This window comes from Dyadobacter sp. OTU695, from assembly GCF_038440355.1.
Classification (GTDB): Bacteria; Bacteroidota; Bacteroidia; order Cytophagales; family Spirosomataceae; genus Dyadobacter.
This window is the reverse complement of sequence record NZ_JASATN010000007.1, coordinates 22,499-43,318: the sequence shown is the minus strand read 5'-3', so window position 1 is coordinate 43,318 and position 20,820 is coordinate 22,499. Positions and strand designations below refer to the sequence as shown.

General features: G+C 49.8%; 19 protein-coding genes. 10 read left to right on the top strand and 9 right to left on the bottom strand.

Annotated features, from left to right (window positions below; translation table 11 throughout):
• Nucleotides 1-8: 8 nt before the first annotated feature.
• The 4 genes from AAHB90_RS14780 (at nucleotide 9) to AAHB90_RS14765 (ending at nucleotide 2,238) form a co-directional block, all read left to right on the top strand.
• Nucleotides 9-374, top strand: coding sequence for a response regulator (locus AAHB90_RS14780; RefSeq protein ID WP_342085980.1), 366 nt, complete (start codon nucleotides 9-11; stop codon nucleotides 372-374).
• 4 nt (nucleotides 375-378) lie between these two features.
• Nucleotides 379-1,188 carry a CheR family methyltransferase gene (locus tag AAHB90_RS14775; RefSeq protein ID WP_342085979.1) on the top strand — a complete coding sequence of 270 codons (810 nt, stop codon included), beginning with the start codon at nucleotides 379-381 and terminating at the stop codon, nucleotides 1,186-1,188.
• Nucleotides 1,170-1,751: a chemotaxis protein CheB gene (locus AAHB90_RS14770; RefSeq protein ID WP_342085978.1), complete on the top strand. Its 582-nt coding sequence runs from the start codon at nucleotides 1,170-1,172 to the stop codon at nucleotides 1,749-1,751. Before AAHB90_RS14775 ends, AAHB90_RS14770 begins: the two co-directional genes overlap by 19 nt.
• Nucleotides 1,752-1,854: 103 nt before the next feature.
• Nucleotides 1,855-2,238 carry a DUF983 domain-containing protein gene (locus AAHB90_RS14765; RefSeq protein ID WP_342085977.1) on the top strand — a complete coding sequence of 128 codons (384 nt, stop codon included), beginning with the start codon at nucleotides 1,855-1,857 and terminating at the stop codon, nucleotides 2,236-2,238.
• 5 nt (nucleotides 2,239-2,243) lie between these two features.
• On the opposite strand, the gene AAHB90_RS14760 is transcribed toward AAHB90_RS14765, so the two are convergent.
• Entirely contained in the window at nucleotides 2,244-3,116 is an 873-nt protein-coding gene (locus AAHB90_RS14760; RefSeq protein WP_342085976.1) for an AraC family transcriptional regulator, read from the bottom strand.
• Between the two features lie 100 nt (nucleotides 3,117-3,216).
• Between AAHB90_RS14760 and AAHB90_RS14755 the strand changes: the two genes are divergently transcribed.
• A complete protein-coding gene (locus AAHB90_RS14755; protein WP_342085975.1) occupies nucleotides 3,217-5,001 on the top strand; it encodes a cytochrome-c peroxidase in 1,785 nt (594 codons plus the stop codon).
• Nucleotides 4,998-7,100 carry a metallophosphoesterase gene (locus AAHB90_RS14750; protein ID WP_342085974.1) on the top strand — a complete coding sequence of 701 codons (2,103 nt, stop codon included), beginning with the start codon at nucleotides 4,998-5,000 and terminating at the stop codon, nucleotides 7,098-7,100. Before AAHB90_RS14755 ends, AAHB90_RS14750 begins: the two co-directional genes overlap by 4 nt.
• Nucleotides 7,101-7,104: 4 nt before the next feature.
• Here AAHB90_RS14750 and AAHB90_RS14745 read toward each other — a convergent pair whose 3' ends face one another.
• The 4 genes from AAHB90_RS14745 to AAHB90_RS14730 all read right to left on the bottom strand — a co-directional run bounded on the left by AAHB90_RS14745 (nucleotide 7,105) and on the right by AAHB90_RS14730 (nucleotide 11,356).
• Nucleotides 7,105-9,468 carry a T9SS type A sorting domain-containing protein gene (locus AAHB90_RS14745; protein ID WP_342085973.1) on the bottom strand — a complete coding sequence of 788 codons (2,364 nt, stop codon included), beginning with the start codon at nucleotides 9,466-9,468 and terminating at the stop codon, nucleotides 7,105-7,107.
• 150 nt (nucleotides 9,469-9,618) lie between these two features.
• Complete coding sequence (locus AAHB90_RS14740; protein WP_342085972.1) at nucleotides 9,619-10,152, bottom strand: DUF4199 domain-containing protein; 534 nt, start codon at nucleotides 10,150-10,152, stop codon at nucleotides 9,619-9,621.
• 269 nt (nucleotides 10,153-10,421) lie between these two features.
• A complete protein-coding gene (locus AAHB90_RS14735) occupies nucleotides 10,422-10,907 on the bottom strand; it encodes a helix-turn-helix transcriptional regulator (protein ID WP_342085971.1) in 486 nt (161 codons plus the stop codon).
• A 77-nt stretch (nucleotides 10,908-10,984) separates the two neighbouring features.
• A complete protein-coding gene (locus AAHB90_RS14730; protein WP_342085970.1) occupies nucleotides 10,985-11,356 on the bottom strand; it encodes a hypothetical protein in 372 nt (123 codons plus the stop codon).
• Nucleotides 11,357-11,614: 258 nt separating this feature from the next.
• Here AAHB90_RS14730 and AAHB90_RS14725 point away from each other — a divergent pair, with 258 nt between their 5' ends.
• Nucleotides 11,615-13,474 (top strand): CocE/NonD family hydrolase, encoded by a 1,860-nt coding sequence (locus tag AAHB90_RS14725; RefSeq protein WP_342085969.1) that lies wholly within the window; start codon nucleotides 11,615-11,617, stop codon nucleotides 13,472-13,474.
• A 4-nt stretch (nucleotides 13,475-13,478) separates the two neighbouring features.
• Here the strand turns inward: AAHB90_RS14725 and AAHB90_RS14720 are convergent, their stop codons facing one another.
• Together AAHB90_RS14720 and AAHB90_RS14715 are read right to left on the bottom strand one after the other, a co-directional pair.
• On the bottom strand, nucleotides 13,479-15,212 hold the full coding sequence (locus AAHB90_RS14720) for an ATP-binding protein (RefSeq protein WP_342085968.1): 1,734 nt from the start codon (nucleotides 15,210-15,212) through the stop codon (nucleotides 13,479-13,481).
• Between the two features lie 54 nt (nucleotides 15,213-15,266).
• A complete protein-coding gene (locus AAHB90_RS14715) occupies nucleotides 15,267-16,604 on the bottom strand; it encodes a sigma-54-dependent transcriptional regulator (RefSeq protein WP_342085967.1) in 1,338 nt (445 codons plus the stop codon).
• Nucleotides 16,605-17,034: 430 nt separating this feature from the next.
• Between AAHB90_RS14715 and AAHB90_RS14710 the strand changes: the two genes are divergently transcribed.
• Nucleotides 17,035-18,258, top strand: coding sequence for an acyltransferase family protein (locus tag AAHB90_RS14710; protein ID WP_342085966.1), 1,224 nt, complete (start codon nucleotides 17,035-17,037; stop codon nucleotides 18,256-18,258).
• A 155-nt stretch (nucleotides 18,259-18,413) separates the two neighbouring features.
• Complete coding sequence (locus AAHB90_RS14705; RefSeq protein ID WP_342085965.1) at nucleotides 18,414-18,656, top strand: hypothetical protein; 243 nt, start codon at nucleotides 18,414-18,416, stop codon at nucleotides 18,654-18,656.
• A 51-nt stretch (nucleotides 18,657-18,707) separates the two neighbouring features.
• Here the strand turns inward: AAHB90_RS14705 and AAHB90_RS14700 are convergent, their stop codons facing one another.
• Nucleotides 18,708-19,133 carry a response regulator gene (locus tag AAHB90_RS14700; RefSeq protein ID WP_342085964.1) on the bottom strand — a complete coding sequence of 142 codons (426 nt, stop codon included), beginning with the start codon at nucleotides 19,131-19,133 and terminating at the stop codon, nucleotides 18,708-18,710.
• Nucleotides 19,134-19,319: 186 nt separating this feature from the next.
• Here AAHB90_RS14700 and AAHB90_RS14695 point away from each other — a divergent pair, with 186 nt between their 5' ends.
• Nucleotides 19,320-19,940, top strand: coding sequence for a YceI family protein (locus AAHB90_RS14695; protein WP_342085963.1), 621 nt, complete (start codon nucleotides 19,320-19,322; stop codon nucleotides 19,938-19,940).
• Nucleotides 19,941-20,000: 60 nt separating this feature from the next.
• On the opposite strand, the gene AAHB90_RS14690 is transcribed toward AAHB90_RS14695, so the two are convergent.
• Nucleotides 20,001-20,765, bottom strand: coding sequence for an SDR family NAD(P)-dependent oxidoreductase (locus AAHB90_RS14690; RefSeq protein WP_342085962.1), 765 nt, complete (start codon nucleotides 20,763-20,765; stop codon nucleotides 20,001-20,003).
• Nucleotides 20,766-20,820 lie beyond the last annotated feature (55 nt).

Sequence of the window (20,820 nt, the reverse complement as noted above, 5' to 3'; positions counted from 1 at the left end):
CCCTCGCAATGGAAAAGAAAAAGATCATGATTGTCGACGACGATGCCCGCAACATCTTCGCCCTCAAAGCAACCCTGAGATCCAAGGGCTTCGACTGCATTGCATGTGCCGGTGCAACCGAGGCGCTGGACATCCTGCGGACAGACCATCCCGTAGATGCGGTGCTGATAGATATGATGATGCCGGAAATGGATGGTTACGAGGCCATTCCGCTGATGAAAGAGCTTGATCACAGGCAGCGATTGCCGGTGATCGCCGTCACTGCGCAAGCTATGATGGGCGACCGCGAAAAGTGCCTGGCAGCCGGTGCTGACGATTACATTTCCAAACCGATCGATGTCGACAAGCTTTTAAAGTTGCTTAACAGCATCTGATCCCATGACGGAAGATGAAGATATCGACCTTTTGCTGAATGACCTGTTCGATCTTTACGGATACGATTTCACCCGGTATTCGCGCGCTTCGTTGAAACGCCGGATCATACGGCTGTGTTCGCTGGATAAATTTCCCAGTTTCGCAGAACTGCGTTACCGTCTTCGCAACGACCCTTCTTATCTCAAAAGGTTTGTCGAGGAAGTGACGGTGAATGTGACCGAGATGTTCCGTGACCCCGGCTTTTACAAATCGCTGCGTGAGGACGTGCTTCCCGTGCTGGGCACGAAGCCGTTTATAAGGATCTGGCACGCGGGCTGTTCGACCGGCGAAGAGGTGTATTCGCTGGCGATACTGCTCAAAGAAGCCAACCTGCTGCGGCGCTCGCTGCTTTATGCGACCGACCTTAACCCGAGTGTCCTGGAAAAGGTAAGAAAAGGTATATTTCCTCTCGCGTTGATGAAGCAGTATTCCGAAAGCTACATCAGCTCGGGAGGTACAAGGGATTTTTCAAGCTATTACACGGCGCAATATGGCCAGGCTAAATTTGATAGCGAACTGTCGGAAAAGATCATCATCTCGACCCATAACCTGGTCTCCGATAGCTCTTTCAACGAGTTCGACCTGATCCTGTGCCGCAACGTACTGATATACTTTGATAAGGAGTTGCAGGATAGGGTGCTAAAACTCTTCGATTCGAGCCTTGGAACACTGGGTTACCTGGCTCTGGGAACCAAGGAGACATTGAAATTCTCGGCTGTACAAAACAAGTTCAAGCAACTGAACCGGGAAAAAATATGGAAGAAAATCATTTGAACCATACTTGTGAGTTCCTTCTGATCGGAGGTTCGGCGGGTAGCCTGGAAGTGCTGTTCAAATTACTTCCTTTGCTGCGGGCGGACCTGCCGTTTCCGATGGCCCTGGTGCTGCACAGGCGCAATTCGGCCGACTCTTCGCTATCGGGGCTGCTGGGTTCCAAAACGCTGAACCCGACCCATGAAGTGGAAGACAAGGATCCCATTACACCTGGCACGATCTACCTCGCTCCGGCCGATTATCACTTGCTCATTGAACGCGACCGGAGTTTTTCACTGGATTACTCCGAAAAAATCAATTTCAGCAGACCCAGTATCGACGTCACATTCGAATCTGCTGCCGAGGTCTACGGGCCGGGACTTGTAGCCATACTGCTTTCGGGTGCCAATGAGGATGGTACCCATGGGCTCACGGCCGTCAAACGCGCTGGCGGCACGGTCGTCGTGCAAAATCCAGACACTGCCCAGATGCCCTTCATGCCCCATTACGCCCTTACCCACCTGCCCATCGACCACGTATTCGATATCCTGCAAATGGCCGGTTTCATCAACGCGCTGGTATAGTATTTATTACCAATCGTTGATTTGTACCACAAAAGCAGGAATCAGTCTTTCCTTTTGAGACGCTTTTGGGGGACATTTGTAGGGAGTTTAAAACAGTAAGATCATGGCAAAGCCCAGTAAAATATACAGCATCTTATTTAACAAATGCCCTCAATGTGGTGAAGGTGACTTTTTCATTACTAAAAGCGCCTATAACCTCAGGAAATTTGATAAAATGAACCGGCATTGTCCGCACTGCGGCGCCGACTTCGTACCGGAACCGGGTTTTTACCAGGGTGCATTGTACGTCAGCTACGCATTGTATGTAGCGTTTATGGTGATTTACTTCCTGATTTTTGTCAACTTTTTCAGAGAATACCTCGACTATTTCCTGGTAAGCATCATCCCGATCCTGGTGATACTCACACCTCTTTTTTACCGCATGGCGCGCCGAGCCTGGCTTGCCTTGTTCATCAAGCCGGTGTCGTCCGAGGAAAGGGCATCATAGCAAGTTTACAATGCCGGGCTCTTCCGGAAATCTTCCGGCGTCATACCGGTTTCTTTCCGGAAGAACTTGGTGAAATAAGAATTGTCGTTAAAATTAAGCTTGTAGGCAATTTCCGAGACGGTCAAGTCCAGATTGATCAGCAGTCTCTTTGCCTCGAGAACGATCCGGTTACGGATTAGCTCACCTGCCTGTATCCCCAGATGCTCCTTACATAACGCGTTCAGGTGATTGGGCGTTACGTTGAGCATTTCGGCGTATTGTCCGGGCAGCCGCACGCGGTCGTAGTGCTTATCAATCAGGCGGATGAAATTCCGCACCGTCGCGTTCTTCCCTTTCCCCGCATTCTTTTTTCTATCGACAGAATCGCTCTGTTCGATGATCAGAAAGATTTGCAGGAGCAGAACCCGCACCATATCATCCCGCCAGGCACTCGTCCGTGCATTCTGGTTAAGCAACTCTTCAAATAACCCGCAAATACGCTCGCGAATGCCCTCGGAGAGCATCAGGACATTGTTGCTGCTATCCTGATCCAGGAATGAAAACGAATCGAGGTATTCGGGTTGAAGCAGGAAGGATTGAAAGAATGAATCGGAAAAATTGACCACATACCCTTCCATCTTCTCATTGAAATCCCATGTATGCACCTGCCCGGGAATCATAAAATAAATCTGATAAGGCGAGGCTAGAAAATGATGAAAATCAATGGTATGCCGGCCCGTGCCTTCGGTAAAAAGTACCAGGTGGTAAAAGCTGTGGCGGTGCGGGAAAACAAGACTCTGATGCTCGTGCATGTAATCCGAAAACCGGGCGATCATAATGTGGTCTTCGCGGTATTCGGAAAGCGGGCCGATGTCGAGCCGGGGAAATGAACCGTGCATGGCAATGCTAAAAATTGGGTCAGGACCGGCAAGTTAACGTTTATTCATGATTTGCCACCTGTTCGCTATCTTGCGATTGTTTCCCAAACCCTCGTCCCGCATGTGGAAGGCCCTTACACTGTGTTTTGCGCTGACAGCCCTCCTAGCCGCATCGCGGCAGGAGGATATCGGCGTACAAAACTGTACCGACCAGTTCCGCACCAATGCGAAAGTGTTTGCGGTGCAGGTCAGGGAGATGAGGGCTGCCATCGAAAAAATAGACACGACGAATGCTGAAAGCATCGCATATTCGAAGCAAAAACTAAAAGAAGCCCGCCTGGCCTACAAGCGGATAGCCTTCTTTCTTGAGTATTTCTTTTTCACCTCGTCACGCATTTACAACCGGCCTCCGAAGACCGAGATCGAAGAACCGCACCTTGAATATTCCGAACCTGCCGGATTTCAATACCTGGAAGCGCTGCTTTTCGAAGACCCCGGCCGGAACAAAGCCGAAATGCTCCGGCAGTGTCGGTTTCTCGAAACAGCCGCCGATGATCTTCCGGCGTTGCTGTATCATTTCAAGGCAACCGATGCACAGGTCCTGGAAGCAGCCCGCATTGAACTGATCAGGGTTATAACGCTCAGTATCACCGGTTTCGATGCGCCACTTCTCAAAAGCGGGATAGAGGAAGCGCTGGTGTCATTACAAGCGATCGAAAAGGCGCTCGATCCGTACCTAAAAAAGTCAGGCGATGATATTGTCTGGAAGTATTTTGTGTCCTGCGAGGTTTTATTGGCCAAAACCGACGGCTTCGATAGCTTCGACCGGCTCTATTTCCTGACGAATCATGCATTACCCCTGCAGGAAAAGCTCGGCCGGATGATCAACGAAATGGGTCTGGAGATCAATGTGAAAGGAGTGTTAAATTATAAGGCCAAAAACATTTTCAGTCCGGATGCTTTTAACCGGGCCGCTTTTGGCGAAGCCACCAATAATGAAGCTGCCCTGGCCGAGCTGGGCAAAAAACTGTTTTCCGAAACGCGCCTATCCTCGAACGGAACCCGGAGCTGCGCCTCCTGCCATAACCCCACATTACATTTTACCGATGGTTTGCCGAAAAGCATCGGCATCCACCCCGGCCAGGCGGCGAGGCGGAATGCACCATCGCTGTTGTATGGGTCCTTGCAGCACGCACAATTCTGGGACGGGCGCGCAAGAACGCTCGAAGAGCAGATTCGCACTGTGATCCACGATACCCTTGAAATGAATGGCAAGCCTGCCGAAACGATACGAAAGCTCGCCGGGGAAAGGCAGTACCGCAGGCTGATCAGAAAGACAGGAGTTCACCGCAAGTCATTGAATGACACGATCATATACAAGTCCATTGCTGCTTTTGTCCGTACATTACAGCCGTTTAGTTCCGATTTCGACCGGTACATGGCGGGTGACAAAACGGCCTTAACCGATAACCAGGTCAACGGATTCAACCTGTTTATGGGCAAAGCACAATGCGGTACCTGCCATTTTGCGCCGCTTTTCAATGGACTGATCCCTCCTACCTATGCGCTCACAGAGTTTGAAATACTCGGCACTACCAACACGGACGACTGGCAGCACTCCAAGGCCGACGCCGACAAAGGTCGCTTCGAAAGCCGCCCTACCCCCTATTTCCTTGGCGCTTTCAAGACTCCAACGGTCCGTAATACGGCCGTGACGGCCCCCTACATGCATAATGGTGCGTTCGGAACGCTCGAAAAAGTGATGGAATTTTACGACAAAGGAGGAGGCGCCGGCCTTGGCCTGAAAGTTCCCGGGCAGACCCTTTCGGCAGTGCCGTTAAATATGACAGACCAGGAGAAATCCGATATTATCGCCTTTTTAAAAGCACTTACCGACCGTCTATGAAACATTTTTTACTCACCTTCCTCCTATCCGTTTCATTTATCGTGGCCCACGGGCAGGCCGCGCTCCTTCGCGGGCCATATTTGCAGGTGGCGACGCCCACAAGCATGGTGATCCGGTGGCGCACCGATCAGCCTGCCGCTTCGGTGGTTAAAATCGGAAGCAGCCCGCAGTCACTCGACATGGCTTTTACAGACAATGCCCCGACGACGGAACATGAGGTTAACGTCACCGGACTGCAGGCAGAAACCCGCTATTACTATTCGATCGGTTCGCAAAGCCAGGTATTGCAGGCAGGCGACGATAACTATTTCCAGACCACCGCCGTTGCGGGAAAACCAGGTAAATATCGTTTTGGCGTGCTGGGCGACTGCGGTACCCATGCTGTCATACAGGACGAAGTACGGGCGAGAATCAGCGAATATCTGGGGCAGAATTACATGAATGCGTGGCTCTTACTGGGCGACAATGCCTATTCTTTTGGACGCGATGCCGAGTACCAATCCAATTTCTTTGCCCATTACAAAGAAAACTTCCTCAAAAAAAATCCCCTGTTCCCAAGCCCGGGCAACCACGATTACGACAACGATAATCCGGCCCGGCAAAATGACCATCAGATCCCTTATTACGATATTTTCACGATGCCCACCAAAGGCGAAGCTGGTGGAGAGCCATCCGGTACGGAAGCCTTTTACTCATTCGATTATGGCAATGTGCACTTCCTGTCGCTGGATTCCTATGGCAGGGAAGACAATTCCACCAGGCTTTACGACACGCTTGGCAGGCAGGTACAATGGATCAAGAAAGACCTTGCCGCCAACAAAAACAAAGACTGGGTAGTTGCATACTGGCATCATCCTCCCTATTCGAAAGGTTCCCGGGAATCGGACGGCGATCCTGAAATGACGGCCATTCGCCAGAATTTCATCCGAATACTCGAAAGGCTCGGTGTAGACCTGATCCTCTGCGGGCACAGCCATGTCTACGAGCGCTCGCGCCTCATGGGCGGGCATTACGGATACGCCAACACGTTCGACCCGGCAAAACACGTCATCGACGGCTCCTCGGCACGCTACGACGGCTCGGACAATTCATGCCCATACATCAAAAATACCCCGCAAAGCCGTGGTACGGTATACGTCGTGGCGGGATCGAGCGGGCAGCTGGGCAACCCCAAACCGGATTTCCCCCATAAGGCCATGTATCATTCCGACGCTCAGCACGGCGGCGGGCTAGTGCTTGAAGTGGAAGGCAACCGGCTGGATCTTAAATGGATAGGAACCGACGGCGTCATCCGGGACCGGTTTACGATGGAAAAGGACGTAAACAAGGAAACAACACACGAAATAGCCCTCGACCAGTCCATCGAGCTGAAAGCGTCATTTGTAGGCGACTATGTGTGGAGTAATGGTTCGAAAACACAGACCATTACAGTTCAGCCTGCGCAGAGTACCGACTATATTGTGAAAGATGATAAGAATTGCGTGCAAGACGTTTTTCACGTCAAAGTGCCCAAACCTGAGCCTGCAAAATTGACAAGTTTGTCGGCTGATGCAGACGCACAGAATTTGGTTACCATCAAATGGTCCAGTGAAACGGAAGCCGAACTATCGCATTATGCTGTACAACGCTCTACCGACGGCAGCAATTTTACGGAAATAGGTAAAGTCTCAGGCGCTACAAACTCGCAGCAATCCCGGGCATATGTTTTCGCCGACGAGCAAGCCCGTACGCTGCCGGCCGGTACCTATTATTATCGGCTTGCCGTAACCGCCCTGGACGGACGGATCGTCTACTCCCCGATCGTCTCCGTAGCACTGCGCGATCCTATTCTGGCTGCCGAGCCGGATATTTTGCTTCAAATCGAAATTATCCCAAACCCCTCATCGGCAAGCCAAATGCAGATCCGGACGGCCGGACAAACGACCCAGATCGCCGGGCTGACACTCACCGACGTTTCGGGACGGATTTTGGACACACGGAAAATGACGATCAGCCAGACGCCCGCCGCATTTCTTCCGACCCAGCTTGCAACCGGCATTTATTTCCTGAAAGTGAACATTAACGGCCGGAGCGTGGTCAAAAAGCTGGCGATCCGGTAAGCACTTATTTCTTGACAAACCTTTCCGTATGCACGACTCCATCCGCATAGGCGACTTTTGCCACGTACATTCCGCCCGGCAGATCACCCGTGTGGACCATCGTAGAATCAGGTTGAGACACGCCATTCAACGATCTGACCATGACACACTTGCCGGCCGCATTGAATAATTTTATTTCACGAATAGTGCCATTCAGCGGACGGACGATCAGGCTAACAGAAACCGGGTTGGGATAAATTTCAAGCTCCGGCAGATCATCAAACCTTACCACCTGGATATTGCTGAAAGCGAAAGCCCCATCCCTGCCGCCGGCGGCGAAATCGACCATTTTAAGGCGGTACAGATTAGTGCCTTTCAGCGGGTTGGAATGGACAAAAGTGTAGGGTTTCACGACGACGCTTTCACCCGCAGCCATCTTTTTACCAATAGCAACCCACACCTTTCCGCTTGCATCGCTTTGTTGTATCTCAAAATAATCACTATTCGTCTCTGCGCTCGTCGACCATTCGAGCAGTACAGCCCGTCCTTCTTTCTTTGCTGAGAAGGATATTAAGGTGACCGGGAGCTGTATGCAAGCGAGGTCTACCATTTCCCGTGTCTCACAGTCTCCGAGATTATCCTCAATCAGCACCTCATCGACCGTTTTGGTTTTAAGAATGGCGCAGAATTTCGCTGTTGCGCAGGTTTCCAGCACTGCATTATCGGCGATGGTAATCGTGCCGCCAATGGTATGGAGGCTATTTAAACCGTCCAGACTCGTAAGTAGCGAATCTTCGGTCATCAGCAAACCAGCACCAATGCTTTGCAGTGCGGCCAGGCCATTCAGGTTCGCCAGGCTATCATTATAAGATATTGACGCAGAATCCGTTATCGTCACTAAGTTATCGAGTCCCGACAAGGACTTCAAACCGAGGTTCATCTCTATAAATAACCTATCGACGGTGGTAAGGCCATTTAGTCCCTGCAAATCAACCAACGAGTCATTCGCAACGATCGTCAGGGTCCCCTGTGGGCCAAGCGCTTGCAGGTTACTCAGGCCGGAAAGGTTGGCTAATGCAAAATTGTACAACAGCATCAGGTCGCCATCTATCGTTGTAAGTGAGGATAATGCATCCAGGTTTTTCAACGAAAAGTTGAGAACAATCTGTACCCCGAGATTTCCGACGGATGTCAGGCCGTCCAGTCCATCAAGGCTTTCCAGCGCAGGGTTTAGGGTGATCACCATTTCGTTGCCGAAAGAGGGAACGCCCTGCAAACCGTTCAAACTGGTAAGCGCCAGATTTCCGAATAAATAAAACCCGCCACCTACCGAAGACAGACTACTCAATGCCGAAATATCGGTCAGGCTGTCGGTATCGGCAATGGTGAGATGGCTGCCAATAGAAGTCAACTGTTCAAGTCCACCCAAATTTTCGAGCAACAAATTATATTCCAGGAAAAGCTCTTCACCAATGGACGTCAACTGGTTAATGCCCTGGAGAGTCACGAGGCTGTCGTTGAAATCGAAATAAGCGCTGCCTCCTATCGACGTAAGCCCTGCCAATCCTGTTAAATCCTTGATCGAAAGGTTATTCGTAATTTCCAGGTCGCCATTGATCTGCGTAATGTTTTCCAGTCCTGCAAGCGAAACAAGATTGGTATTATACCCAATTCGCACCGAACTGTCGACCGAGACAATCGCAAGATCGCTGATTGATCTGAGCGAATCCGTCGTCCCGATAATAAGCGAGCCACCTACCGAAACGATGTTCCCGATCCCGGCCAGGTCTTTCAGCGCGATATTTCCGTCGATGATCAGGTCGCCCGGCACGGTGGTTAGGCCTTCCAGGCCTGCCAGGCTTTCCAGTGCCGGATTATCATATATTTCCACGACAGAACCAACCGAAGTAACTGTGAGGTCGCTGATCGACTTCAACGAATCGCTCAGCGCTACAACCAGCGAATCGGTTACGGAAAGAATGTTTTTGATCCCTGCGAGATCTTTCAGCACGGCATTGGTATCGATGATAAGGCTACCCGGTACCGCAGTGAGGCCTTCAAGCCCGGCAAGGCTCTCCAAGGACGGATTACTATATATTTTTACCGAAGCATTAACCGAAATAATATTCCCGAGGCCCGTCAGTGTTGTAAGCAATGGATTGTTGCGGATCGTGATGCTACCTCCTACGCTTGTGAGTGTGCTCAGGGAGGTAAGATTGACGATATCAGCACCTTCAATGACGAGATTCCCCGGCAGGTTCACACAACCCGGATTATTCGTAACAAAATTATCCAGGGCAGCCTGATCACTGATCTGCAGATCGGTGGGACATTGTGCCATTGCGACAAGCGGCAGCAGCGCCACCAGCAGGAGGTAGAGTTTTTTCACGAAAATGAAGGGTTTGTGGTTATCAAAAGATTTTCAGGCGATTATACTAAAAACCTTTGATCTGCCAACCCTCCATTTCGTAGTATTAGTTCCAAATATTATTTAACGCTCTTAAAATATTGTTCAACTGATCTGTTCCCGCCAACCAAGTTACGCCGAGCGTACCGCCGCACCCGGTTTTTTAAGTATCAGCGCGGAAATGAGCGTAACGACAAGCCCGACCGGCAAAATTTCCAAATAGGTCCACAGAATCACCATCAGCGGGCTCCGGTACATTTCCTTATATCCGGCCAGCTCGGTCACCTTCGCATCTAGCTCGGCCGCAGTCGGGCCCTCCGCCTGGAACTCTTTCAGCAAATGCGCGGTGTATTTGTCCATGAAATCGGGGATAAAAAGGTAGTAGTCGATCAGCCAGACGATCACATATACCGTCGATGCCACGAGTGTGATGAACAAACCGATTTTAAACGCCTTTCCAAAAGAGACCGAGCCGCCGCTGTATTTGTCGCGGTAATTTTTTATTCCTACAAAAACCATCGAAAAAGATAGCAGCATAGCCGCGTATCCCAGCAGCATGTTGCCATCGAAACTCTCTTTCTGATAACAGACCGCCATGGAGGCAACCATGAAAGTGGAAACGATCACGCCCGAAATAAGGCCGCAGATAACAATGATCCTGTTCATATCATATTGTTTAAATAGCTGACAATGCGGCGAAATTGAAGCGGAATTACGGTTTTGCACTCATACTTTCGGGTGATTTTGCAACTACACTGGAAATTGCCGTTCAATCTTTGGTCAGGGACTGTCAAGAATGGTCAGGTAGACAGGCAAGTCAGGTGTGGTCAGGGATTGTCATCGACTGTTAATTACACCTGACCTACTGACCCATTCCCTGACTACGCCTGACTTTCCTGACCACACCTGACTTGCCCACGCTACCCATACCAACATCACGCAATGAGCCGTAGCCGCCTCGCGCGCTCCACTGCCTGCGTACGATTACGGACTTCCAGCTTTTCGAAAATCCGCGATGAATGCGTCTTTACCGTGTTGAGCGACACAAACAGTCGTTCGGCGATTTGCTGGTTGCTCAGCCCCTCGGATACCAGTCGCAGCACTTCCAGCTCGCGGTAGCTAATGCCCAACCTTAGTCGCTCCGGCTCGTTGATAGTGAATTCATCGCCTGCCGTCACATACACCTCACGTTCCACAATCCGCGTCTCGACTTTGGGCGTAGTAAGTTTGTGAGCCAGCCATATACCCAGCCCGGTAAACAGCAGCGCAATGGCACCGACGTAGATCTCAATGATATGGTCGATGATCAGGAACCGCAATTCGAGCCATCTGAGCACAAAAAGCAACAAGGCAAGAGATACCCCATAGAGCAATTCCTGCCTGTGTTTGCGGTAAAAATCACTGATCGTTTTGGAAGCCATTGTAACCGGGCCGTTGGTTTATCAAAAATAGAAATTTTCGGCCAGCGGTCGAGGTTGCTCCGGCGTTTTCCAGGCGGCTATTTATTATGTTTGAGAATGACGTCCTTGACCCCCTCGCAAAGGTTTTTGACGCGGTGGTAAGAAGCGCGGCTGTTCTCCTCCTTGTCGAGGTAAATCATCAGCTCTCCCGGCGAGGATTCGACAGTCAGTTTGGTCTGGTCTGCCAAAACGGTAATAACTTTCGATTCCTGCTCCGGATCTATCCGTATCGGCGAAATGTGGTCATTCAGAAATTCGCTGACCCGTGGCGACAAGTTGTCATCAAAATGGGCCTTGAACCGATAGTAACCGTCATCATCCTTCACGGCGATGTTCACATCACCGTTATTGCAGGAGATCAGCAGGGCGAATGCGGCAATTTGAGCGATTAGTAGTGATTTAATTTTCATGGCTAGAAATTGTTTTACAAGGTACTATGCAATATACAGTACTGACTTCAAAATTCCAATAGCGATGTGATAAGCGGCAATGGCTGACGCGAAACCCACCTCGACGAAATGGTTGCCGACTGCGATTGTATGCTGTTTTATATTAAATTGGCTAAAACTAATCCTGCAACCGTTTTGAAAACATCCTTACTTCACTCCTTGATTTGCCGGTTCATCACATGTCCGCGCGTCGCCTTACTGATCGTTCTCGCAACCCTGATGACTTCAAACATAAGGGCACAAACCAATGCGAAAGAAGACTCCCTCTACATCCGCGAGCACTACACGAAGATCGAGCGACAGATCCCGGTGCGCGATGGCATCAAACTCTTTGCGGCCATTTATCTTCCCAAAGACATTTCCAAAACCAAAACCTATCCGATCCTGCTCAACCGCACGCCTTATAGCGTGGCACCTTACGGGGAAGATTTATACAAAACCTCCCTGGGGCCGAGTATGCTCTTTGCGCGCGAAGGCTATATTATTGTTTATCAAGACGTTCGTGGCAAATTTATGTCGGAAGGCGATTTCGAGGCGTACCGGCCTTTTATTCCTGCAAAAAAGAACAAAACCGATATTGATGAAAGCTCCGATACCTACGATACCATCGAATGGCTCATTAAGAATGTCGAAGGAAATAACGGTAAAGTGGGCACCTGGGGCATTTCGGCGCCGGGTTACTACACGACGATGACGGCCGTCGAAGCACACCCGGCATTAAAAATCGCTTCCCCCCAGGCGCCGGTCACCGACTGGTTTATGGGTGATGACCGGCACCATAACGGCGCGTTTTTCCTGATGGGCACATTTGCATTCCTGTCCTCATATGGCGCGCCACGGCCCGTTCCCAGCGCCAAAGGTGCCCCGCAGTTTTCAGCTTACGGAACGCCCGATTCGTACGAGTTTTACAAGAAAATGGGGCCTCTGAAAAATTTCGACCAGCAGATTTTCAAAGGGCAGAACCGCATCTGGAACCAGATGATGGAGAATGAGACGTACAACGACTTTTGGAAGGCCCGTACGCCCGTACCGCATTTGAAAAACGTCAAGCCGGCGGTCATGGTCGTAGGCGGTTGGTTTGACCAGGAAGATTTGTACGGGCCATTAAAAACCTATCAGGCGGTTTCCAGCCAAAACCCTCAAACGCCGAACTGGCTTGTGATGGGCCCGTGGATTCATGGCGGCTGGGCGCGCGGTACGGGAGAATCGCTTGGAAACATCCGGTTTGGCGCCAAGACAAGCGCTTTTTACCAAAAGGAAATCGAATTGCCGGTTTTTAACCATTATCTGAAAGACCAGCCCGATCCGAAATTGCCCAAGGCTTACATTTTCGAAACCGGTTCCAATGAATGGCGTAAATACGACCAGTGGCCGCCGAAAAACACAGTCGAAAAAAAGCTGTACCTGCATCCGGACGGTACATTATCGTTTTCCCCAACTATTACCACCATGCAGGCAGGCGCCAAACCAGCCTTTCACGAATACCTCAGCGACCCGGATAAGCCGGTGCCTTATACCTCCGAAATACGCATTATCCGGGGCAGCGATTTTATGTACGAAGACCAGCGTTTTGCCGCCTCGCGCCCGGATGTGCTTGTGTATGAGTCCGACGTTTTGAAGGAAGACGTGACCATTTCAGGAAATGTCTTTGCCGACCTCTTCGTTTCGAGCACGGGCAACGACGCCGATTTTGTAGTGAAGCTGATAGATGTTTACCCCGGCGACGCGCCGAACGACAGTCCCGTCAATCCCAACATGAAAATGGGTGGTTTCCAGTTATTGGTCCGCGGCGAGGTAATGCGTTCCAAATTCCGTAAAAGCTTCTCCAAACCCGAGCCTATGACGCCCGGCAAGGTCGAAAATGTGAAATTCGACATGCAGGACGCGGCACACCGCTTCAAAAAGGGCCATAAGATCATGGTCCAGGTTCAAAGTTCCTGGTTTCCGCTCGTGGACCGCAACCCGCAGAAGTTTGTGAATATTTACAAAGCCAATGCATCCGATTTTCAAAAGGCGACTCACCGCGTGTACTTGTCGGGCGCGGCGTCCTCGTACGTAGGCGTGCGTGTGGTCGAGTAGCACGTCAGGCGGGCTTTTTCAATGCAATCGTGAAAGTACTTCCCGCTCCCAGTTCGCTTTCGACCGTGAGCGTGCCGTCCTGGGCCTCCATGAATTCGCGGCTGATCGCGAGGCCCAGGCCGGTACCTTCTTTGGTAGACCCTGGCACCCGGAAATAACGGTCGAAGATCTTTCCCTTATACTCCTGCGAAATCCCCTGGCCGTTGTCGACTACGGCAATGCGCACCGATCCGGTGTCCTCTTCCAGGACAATGCGGATGCTGGAATGGTCGTAGGAATAGCGGATTGCATTTGAAATCAGGTTGGTAAGCACCCAGGCCGTTTTCTCCGAATCGGCCAGTACACTAGACCGCACGCCACGGTCCTCAATTTGCAGACTGATATTCCTGCTTTCCGCCTGCGTTTCATTAGCCGCAATGGCATACTGAACGATCTCCCGAGGCGAGGTCCCTGCGATATTCAGCTGGATCTTGCCGCTTTCTACCTGGGTAATGTTCAGCAGTTCGCCGGTAATTTTCAAAAGCCGGTCGGCGTCCTCACGGATGCTGTCGAGCAGGCTGCGCTGCTCCTCATTGGTTGCACCCATACGCTCGTTACGAAGCAGGTCAAGGGTTATTTTAATGGAAGAAATGGGTGTTTTTAGCTCATGCGAGACATTGGCGATAAAATTGGTCTTGGCAAAATCCAGCTCCTTGTAAGGCGTCACGTTGCGGAGGATGATCACATGCCCTATCGATCGTGGCTTCTGCTCGCCCGTCGGCACGATAGAAATATCGACGTATTCTTTTTCAAAATAGCTCTCTTTGTCGTCGGCGTAGATCTTCATAGCGCCCCCCTGCCCACCGCTCCTCGCCTGCGGGTCGGAAATATCTTTGACTAACGAACGCACCAGGTCGTTATGCAATGCGATGTCCATTGCATTCCGGCCGACAAGCTCGGATACCTGCAAACCGGTAACCTTCCGGGCCACTTCATTGGCAAATATCACTTTCCGGTTTTCGTCCAGGCCTATTACCGGGTCATGCATATTGTCGATCAATGTCTCCACGCGCTTTTTTTCGATCATCAGCCTGGCCAGGCTACTGCTGTTATACTCTTCCAGTTTTTCGGCCATCGTATTAAACGACTGCGCGAGCTGGCCGTACTCGTCCCGGCTGCCAAAATGCACTCGCTCGGTATAGTTCTCATTTGCGATCTGACGGATACTTTCAGTGAGCTCCCGGATCGGGTTGGCGATGTTGCCCGGCAGGTTTACGAGCAGCGTAAATGCGATAATGAAGCACAATGTGCCCGTAATACCAATCCAGACCATCGAGCTTTTGGCCGTCTGGCCGGCAATGAGGCTTTTGCGGTTGATTGCACCGAGGTTAATGCTCATGATTTCCAGGGCGTCGTTACGGATCAGCTCCACGATTTCCTTATCGCGGACGTTCATTTTCAACTTTTCAAAATGATCTGTCAGCTGCTCTGTCAGCTCCTTTTCCCCTATTTCGGTAATGTTCTTCTGCTGGGCTTCAAGGTTCTTCTTAAAGGTATCCAACGCGCCCGCATGTACTTGCAGTTCGTCGAGCGCTCGTAGCATCTGGCGGGTATACTCAAGGGAATTATGGTTGGCGATCAGGATGTTACGCGAGTCGGCCGAAAGCAGGCTTACCTGCCTGATGCCCACGACCGCCAGCACGGTAATCATGGCGAAAAGCAGGCCTATACCCAGCCTCAATTTGGTTTTGATCTTCATTTCAGGAAAGTATTACGAGGTCAATGTCGGAAGAAGACATTTTTATTTATAGGATCAGAGTTTGTACTCGTCGATCTTGCGATAAAGGGTAGCTATGCCTATTTCAAGTAGCCGCGCCGCTTCGGCTTTGTTGCCATTGGTGTAGTTGAGGACTTTTTGCAAATGCAGCTTCTCGGAACTCGCAAGCGAGAATGCCGACATATTTTTGCCGCTGTCCTGTCTCGGATGCTGCATTTCAAACGGCAAACTTTCAATATCCAGCACAGGACCGTCAGTGAGGATCACGCTGCGTTCGATTACGTTTTTAAGTTCGCGGATATTGCCGTTCCAGGGATTCTTTTCCAATGCATCGATAAAAGCCGGAGAAAGTGACGTGACCTTCTTATTGGTTTTCAATGCAAACCGCGCCGCAAAACTTTCCGCCAGCGCCCCTATGTCGGCCGTACGCTCTCGTAATGCGGGTAGTGTGATCTGAAAGACAGAAAGCCGGTAGAACAGATCGCTGCGGAACTCACCAGCCTCGATTTGCTTGGGCAAATCCCTGTGCGTAGCGGCGATCACCCGTACATTTACCTTTGTAGGGTGTGTTTCCCCGATTTTGATAAACTCCCCGGATTCCAGCACGCGTAGTAGCTTGGCCTGCAACTCAGGGGCTAATTCGCCGATTTCGTCCAGGAATATCGTTCCGTTGTTGGCTTCTTCGAAAAGACCTTTTTTATCGCGCGTGGCGCCGGTAAATGCGCCTGCTTTGTGCCCGAACATCTCGCTTTCGAGTAAATCTCTGCCCAATGCAGAGCAGTTGATAGCTACGAACGACTTCTTGGCCCGGTTACTCGCCTGATGAATGGCTTGTGCGAAAACCTCTTTTCCCGTGCCCGTTTCACCCAGGAGCAGAACCGTCGTATCCGTGGGCGCTACCCTGCGGGCGAGATCGACGCAAGCCTGCAACTTTTTGGATTTACCGATGATCGCATCGAATGACAACCGTTCCCCAAGTTGTTTTTCCAGACTGATTACCCTGCGGTTCAGCTCGGTTTTTTCAATGGCTTTGTATAAGAGCGGAATGATCCTGTTGTTATCGTCGCCCTTGGTAATATAGTCGAAAGCACCATTTTTGATGGCTTGCACGCCATCGGGAATGTTACCATAAGCGGTGAGCAGGATCACTTCTAACAACGGATATTTCTCCTTCAATACCCTGGAAAACTCGACGCCATTGCCATCCGGCAGCTTCACGTCGCAAAGCACCACATCGATATCCGACTGATCAAGTTTCTTCCAGGCCGTTTTGATATCGCCTGCTTCGATCACCTCAAGGCCTTCCAATTTGATCACCCGGCCCATCAATCCGCGAAGCTTCTCCTCGTCGTCTACGATTAGTATTTTTTTCATGCTTAATAGCCAGGGGTTAAACTCCGGCCAAAGATAATGATTAGATGCAGGTAGCATAATAGGCCCCGATTCCTTTTTTTACCCGTAATCCTCCATTTCCCAGTCAAGCACATACACCCTAACGGCGCAATTTCCATCCCCGGATAAAAGTCCAAATCAGAGCGATGATGAATGTAATGGCTGAAACTTTTACCGTAATGAAGCTAAAAAAAATATTTCTTCATTCCAGGAACCGTCACCTATGTGTGTTTTTTCATAATTCAATTAGGTTCACCTAAAAACGCGGCTCCTTACCCCAAATTTCATGCGCGCAATATCGGATCAGATTTTTACTGCAACAAATTTCAAGTTTCAAAACCTCCGCAGGCAATTAAATTTTTCCAGGAAATAACTATATTGCCAAATTCCTACTCACGTCTCTAATACCTTTATGAACAGCAACTATCAAAGCCCTCGTATTGGCTTTTTGGACGGCTTTCGATTTTTACTGGCATTTTGGGTTTTTGCTGCTCATTACTATACTTTGATCGGCGGGACCATGTTTTTTAAATTACCTTCGATTCTGACTGAAACCTTCAATAGACCGGTCAATGCCGTAAATGGATTTATGGTTATCACCGGCTTTTTAATGACATATAATTACATTGAACGCCGCTCAAAAGAGCCGTACAGCGATCAAAGCACCCATTTGAAATTTTGGCAACGTAGATTTTTCAGGTTATATCCCATTTACATTTTATGTATCATCGTGGCTTTTATAACCTTCGTGCCATTAGCTAAAATGAACGAAGCCAATCTGATATTCTTCACCGGCGGTAATGTCAGCCAATGGGGAACAGTTCGATCAATGATGCAGCCAAGTGTATCCGATCTGATTTCTCACATTTTCATGGTGCACGGCCTGTTTCCGCGGTATTACGATAGCGTACTTGGCGTTACGTGGAGTCTTTCATTGGAAGCGCAGTTCTACCTGATTTTCCCGTTTCTATTCCTGGGAATGTTTTCCAGCGGCAGAAAACAACGGCAAAGAATTATAGTAGGTATCATCGCATTCGTAGTAGTTGCAATCGTATCGCTCAGGGCAGTCAATTTCGGATGCAGCGCAATCGGGCTACCGACTTACAAATTACCGGCTGCACTTTTATTTGCAATGCCGCTTTTTATAATCGGAATTATCGCAGGGGCGGTAAAATTGAGGCAAATACATCTCACTTACCTGCTGGTTGCTGCGTCCGTAACACTGCCATTTCAATCCAATACAACGGTTGTGCTGGTTCTGGCGCTCCTGCTCCTGATCTTTTTGGACGAGATTCAGTTCGCTATTCCTAAATGGCTTTTTAGGATTCTGGACTCACTTAGAAGCATCCTTTCGACAAAAACAGCTTCCTTTGGAGCTGATATTTCCTATTCTTTCTACCTAATACACACGATGATTATCGGTATTGTATTACAGATACTTATCACTTTTCTGCCCGAATTATCCAGGATACAAATCGCAATTCTAGGCTTCTTTGCAGTGGCTGTCGTGTGCGTTTTTCTCAGCTACTTCCTTTTCAGGTTTGTAGAAAAGCCATTTATTGAAATCGGCCGACGCATGATACATACTGTCTCCCGAGCTCAAATACCCCTCACAAAATCACAACCACGTCAATGATAGTGATTAGGCACGGGCAGCACGATCAGTAATCGTAAATCACTAACAGATTGCCAGAAAAAAAGCTTCAAAGTAACAATAACCTACCGCTAGACTTGCTGTCGAAATTTCGATACTATCGAAATAAATTTTGTGGTACTTAAACATTCATCAGCATGGAAAGAGATTATGGGCATGATGGCCCGCACATCGTACAGGTTCGCCGGGTTGACAAAGATTCGTTGGATTATTGGCTAAATGTCAAAGGTTACGATGAAGAGAACGACGAGCTGATAATGGCAGATCCGGAGGATAAACTTACGATGGAACAAGCATTGGAAATTTTAAGAAAAATAAGTCCGACCGGGTTCTCTGCCATCTATCGGGTAGTAAGGTGGGAAAACTCCCACCGGATATAAAACACTTCGACGTTACGCTGACTTACAGGAATTTAGAGAATCACAATCAAATCAATGATAATGATTGGGGTGCAGGCAATATGACCAGTAATCATAAATTACCCTGATCCTTGTTTTAAGGTCTTCAAAACTGTTTTCCTTTTTGAAAAAACCCTGGATCGTGGAACCGTACGCCGTTTCGATCACCAGGGGATTGTCGGCCGTACTCAGAAATACGAACGGTATCGATTTCTTCCGCAGGTACTCGTTCTTTTCGATCCGCTCGCGCAGCTCCAGCCCATTCATGACAGGCATATTGATATCGCAAATGATCAGAAATGGCTGGTCACGTGTGGTTTCAAGGTAAAGCAGTGCTTCGACCCCGTTATTGAAAAACAAAAGCTCGTTAGTAATGTCAAGCTCCTCGATAACGCTCTTGATGAGAAACTGATCGTCGGCGTCGTCCTCTATCGAAATAATGGGTCCTTTAATTGACATTGCCCGGGGATTAATGACTAAATCTGGCCACAAATAACGCAATTATTGATCCCAATACCAATCCTCCGGCAAATGCCACAAAATCCGTCGCGCGTAGTTTTCGATCCGTCTCGCGTAGGCCGCGGCAGCAAAACCGCGACTAGCTTTGCATCGAAATCACAATCAGCCATGAAAACAATTCAAACCATGAAAAAGCAATTTCTAACACTGTTAACACTCGCCGCACTATTTACCGGTTGCACCGACCACGATGCGCCCACCACGACCAACTACCACCTCGACCAATCTTCCGTTGCGGAATGGAAAGGTTATCTTAAAACGGGTTACTTCAATGAGGGGTCGATCGGGGTAGAAAGCAACAGCCTCGTGATCGACGGGGGAAAGGTGAAAAGCGGGTCGTTTACTCTCCCGCTCGCATCGATCGCCAATTTTAACCTGCCGACCGACGAGCTGAAACATCAGCTTATCCATCACCTGCAAAGCGCCGATTTCTTCGATATGGCGCTCCACCCCAACGTAACCTTTGAAATTATGAGCGTTTCCCCCTATTCCGGCACCGGGGCCGGCGTGGTTTCGGGCGCCAATTTTGAGGTGACAGGTCATTTAACGATGTTAGGAAAGAGTAATCCCGTCACTTTTCCCGCCCGGATCGATTTGAACGGCGATTCATTCACGCTCGAGGCGACTACCCAGTTCGATCGTACCCTGTGGGGTATGAACTATGCGACGGAGCCCGGCCTGCCGGACGAAGCGTCCATCAAGCCGGGTATCGACGTGCATTTGAAACTCTCGGGCAACAAAATGTAGCCGGGAGGCTTACTGACAGTAAAGCCGCCACGGGTTCATACCTGCGGCGGCTTTACTGTTTCAGAGAAACATCCCGCCCGAAACTTCGATCCGCTGACCGGTGATCCAGCGCGCATCTTCCGAGCACAGAAATGCTACCACGCCTCCGATGTCGTCAGGCTCACCTACCCGGCCAAGTGCGGTGACATTGCTGATAAAGTCGGTCAGGCCGGGGTGATTGTCGAATGATTCGCTATTGAAATCGGTGTATATCGCGCCCGGAGCCAATGCATTCACGGTAATACCCCTCCCGCCCAGCTCCTTGGCCATGTAGCGTGTCAGCGTATCGATCGCGCCCTTCATGGATGCATACGCCGCGTATCCCGGGGTAGAAAAGCGTGCGAGGCCTGTGGAGAGATTCACGATCCGGCCACTGTCGGCAAGCAGCGGCAATGCTTTTTGGGAAAGGAAATAAACGCCTTTGAAATGCACGTTCAGAAGGTCGTCAAAATCTTCTTCGCTGGTTTCATGAAATGCCGAAGGACGGCTGATACCTGCATTGTTGACCAGGAAGTCGAACGAAGTACGGTTCCATTTGTCTTTCAAAATACCTGAAAGTTTGGAAAAGAACCCATCGAAAGACTTCACATCCGCGGTGTCCAATTGAAGAGCCACCGATTTCTGACCCAATGCCTCAATGGCCGCCACGACTTGCGCCGCTTCCTGTTCTTTGCTTCTGTAAACGACGATCACATCATTTCCTTTTTCTGCAAGCCGAAGCGCCATGTTTTTTCCTAAGCCACGGCTTCCGCCGGTAACCAATGCTATTTTACTTAATGATTCCATCTTTTTTGTTGTTAAAAATTGATGGAACAAAGGTAGCGGGCACTATCCGGCCGGA

Excerpts from the sequence above, each read along its gene's own strand:
- AAHB90_RS14775 (WP_342085979.1), top strand. The coding sequence starts at position 379 with ATGACGGAAGATGAAGATATCGACCTTTTGCTGAATGACCTGTTCGAT.
- AAHB90_RS14725 (WP_342085969.1), top strand. The coding sequence starts at position 11,615 with ATGACTTCAAACATAAGGGCACAAACCAATGCGAAAGAAGACTCCCTC.
- AAHB90_RS14730 (WP_342085970.1), bottom strand. The coding sequence starts at position 11,356 with ATGAAAATTAAATCACTACTAATCGCTCAAATTGCCGCATTCGCCCTG.
- AAHB90_RS14715 (WP_342085967.1), bottom strand. The coding sequence starts at position 16,604 with ATGAAAAAAATACTAATCGTAGACGACGAGGAGAAGCTTCGCGGATTG.
- AAHB90_RS14780 (WP_342085980.1), top strand. The coding sequence starts at position 9 with ATGGAAAAGAAAAAGATCATGATTGTCGACGACGATGCCCGCAACATC.
- AAHB90_RS14735 (WP_342085971.1), bottom strand. The coding sequence starts at position 10,907 with ATGGCTTCCAAAACGATCAGTGATTTTTACCGCAAACACAGGCAGGAA.
- AAHB90_RS14705 (WP_342085965.1), top strand. The coding sequence starts at position 18,414 with ATGGAAAGAGATTATGGGCATGATGGCCCGCACATCGTACAGGTTCGC.
- AAHB90_RS14760 (WP_342085976.1), bottom strand. The coding sequence starts at position 3,116 with ATGCACGGTTCATTTCCCCGGCTCGACATCGGCCCGCTTTCCGAATAC.
- AAHB90_RS14720 (WP_342085968.1), bottom strand. The coding sequence starts at position 15,212 with ATGAAGATCAAAACCAAATTGAGGCTGGGTATAGGCCTGCTTTTCGCC.
- AAHB90_RS14700 (WP_342085964.1), bottom strand. The coding sequence starts at position 19,133 with ATGTCAATTAAAGGACCCATTATTTCGATAGAGGACGACGCCGACGAT.
- AAHB90_RS14710 (WP_342085966.1), top strand. The coding sequence starts at position 17,035 with ATGAACAGCAACTATCAAAGCCCTCGTATTGGCTTTTTGGACGGCTTT.
- AAHB90_RS14695 (WP_342085963.1), top strand. The coding sequence starts at position 19,320 with ATGAAAAAGCAATTTCTAACACTGTTAACACTCGCCGCACTATTTACC.
- AAHB90_RS14755 (WP_342085975.1), top strand. The coding sequence starts at position 3,217 with ATGTGGAAGGCCCTTACACTGTGTTTTGCGCTGACAGCCCTCCTAGCC.
- AAHB90_RS14770 (WP_342085978.1), top strand. The coding sequence starts at position 1,170 with ATGGAAGAAAATCATTTGAACCATACTTGTGAGTTCCTTCTGATCGGA.
- AAHB90_RS14690 (WP_342085962.1), bottom strand. The coding sequence starts at position 20,765 with ATGGAATCATTAAGTAAAATAGCATTGGTTACCGGCGGAAGCCGTGGC.
- AAHB90_RS14765 (WP_342085977.1), top strand. The coding sequence starts at position 1,855 with ATGGCAAAGCCCAGTAAAATATACAGCATCTTATTTAACAAATGCCCT.
- AAHB90_RS14740 (WP_342085972.1), bottom strand. The coding sequence starts at position 10,152 with ATGAACAGGATCATTGTTATCTGCGGCCTTATTTCGGGCGTGATCGTT.
- AAHB90_RS14750 (WP_342085974.1), top strand. The coding sequence starts at position 4,998 with ATGAAACATTTTTTACTCACCTTCCTCCTATCCGTTTCATTTATCGTG.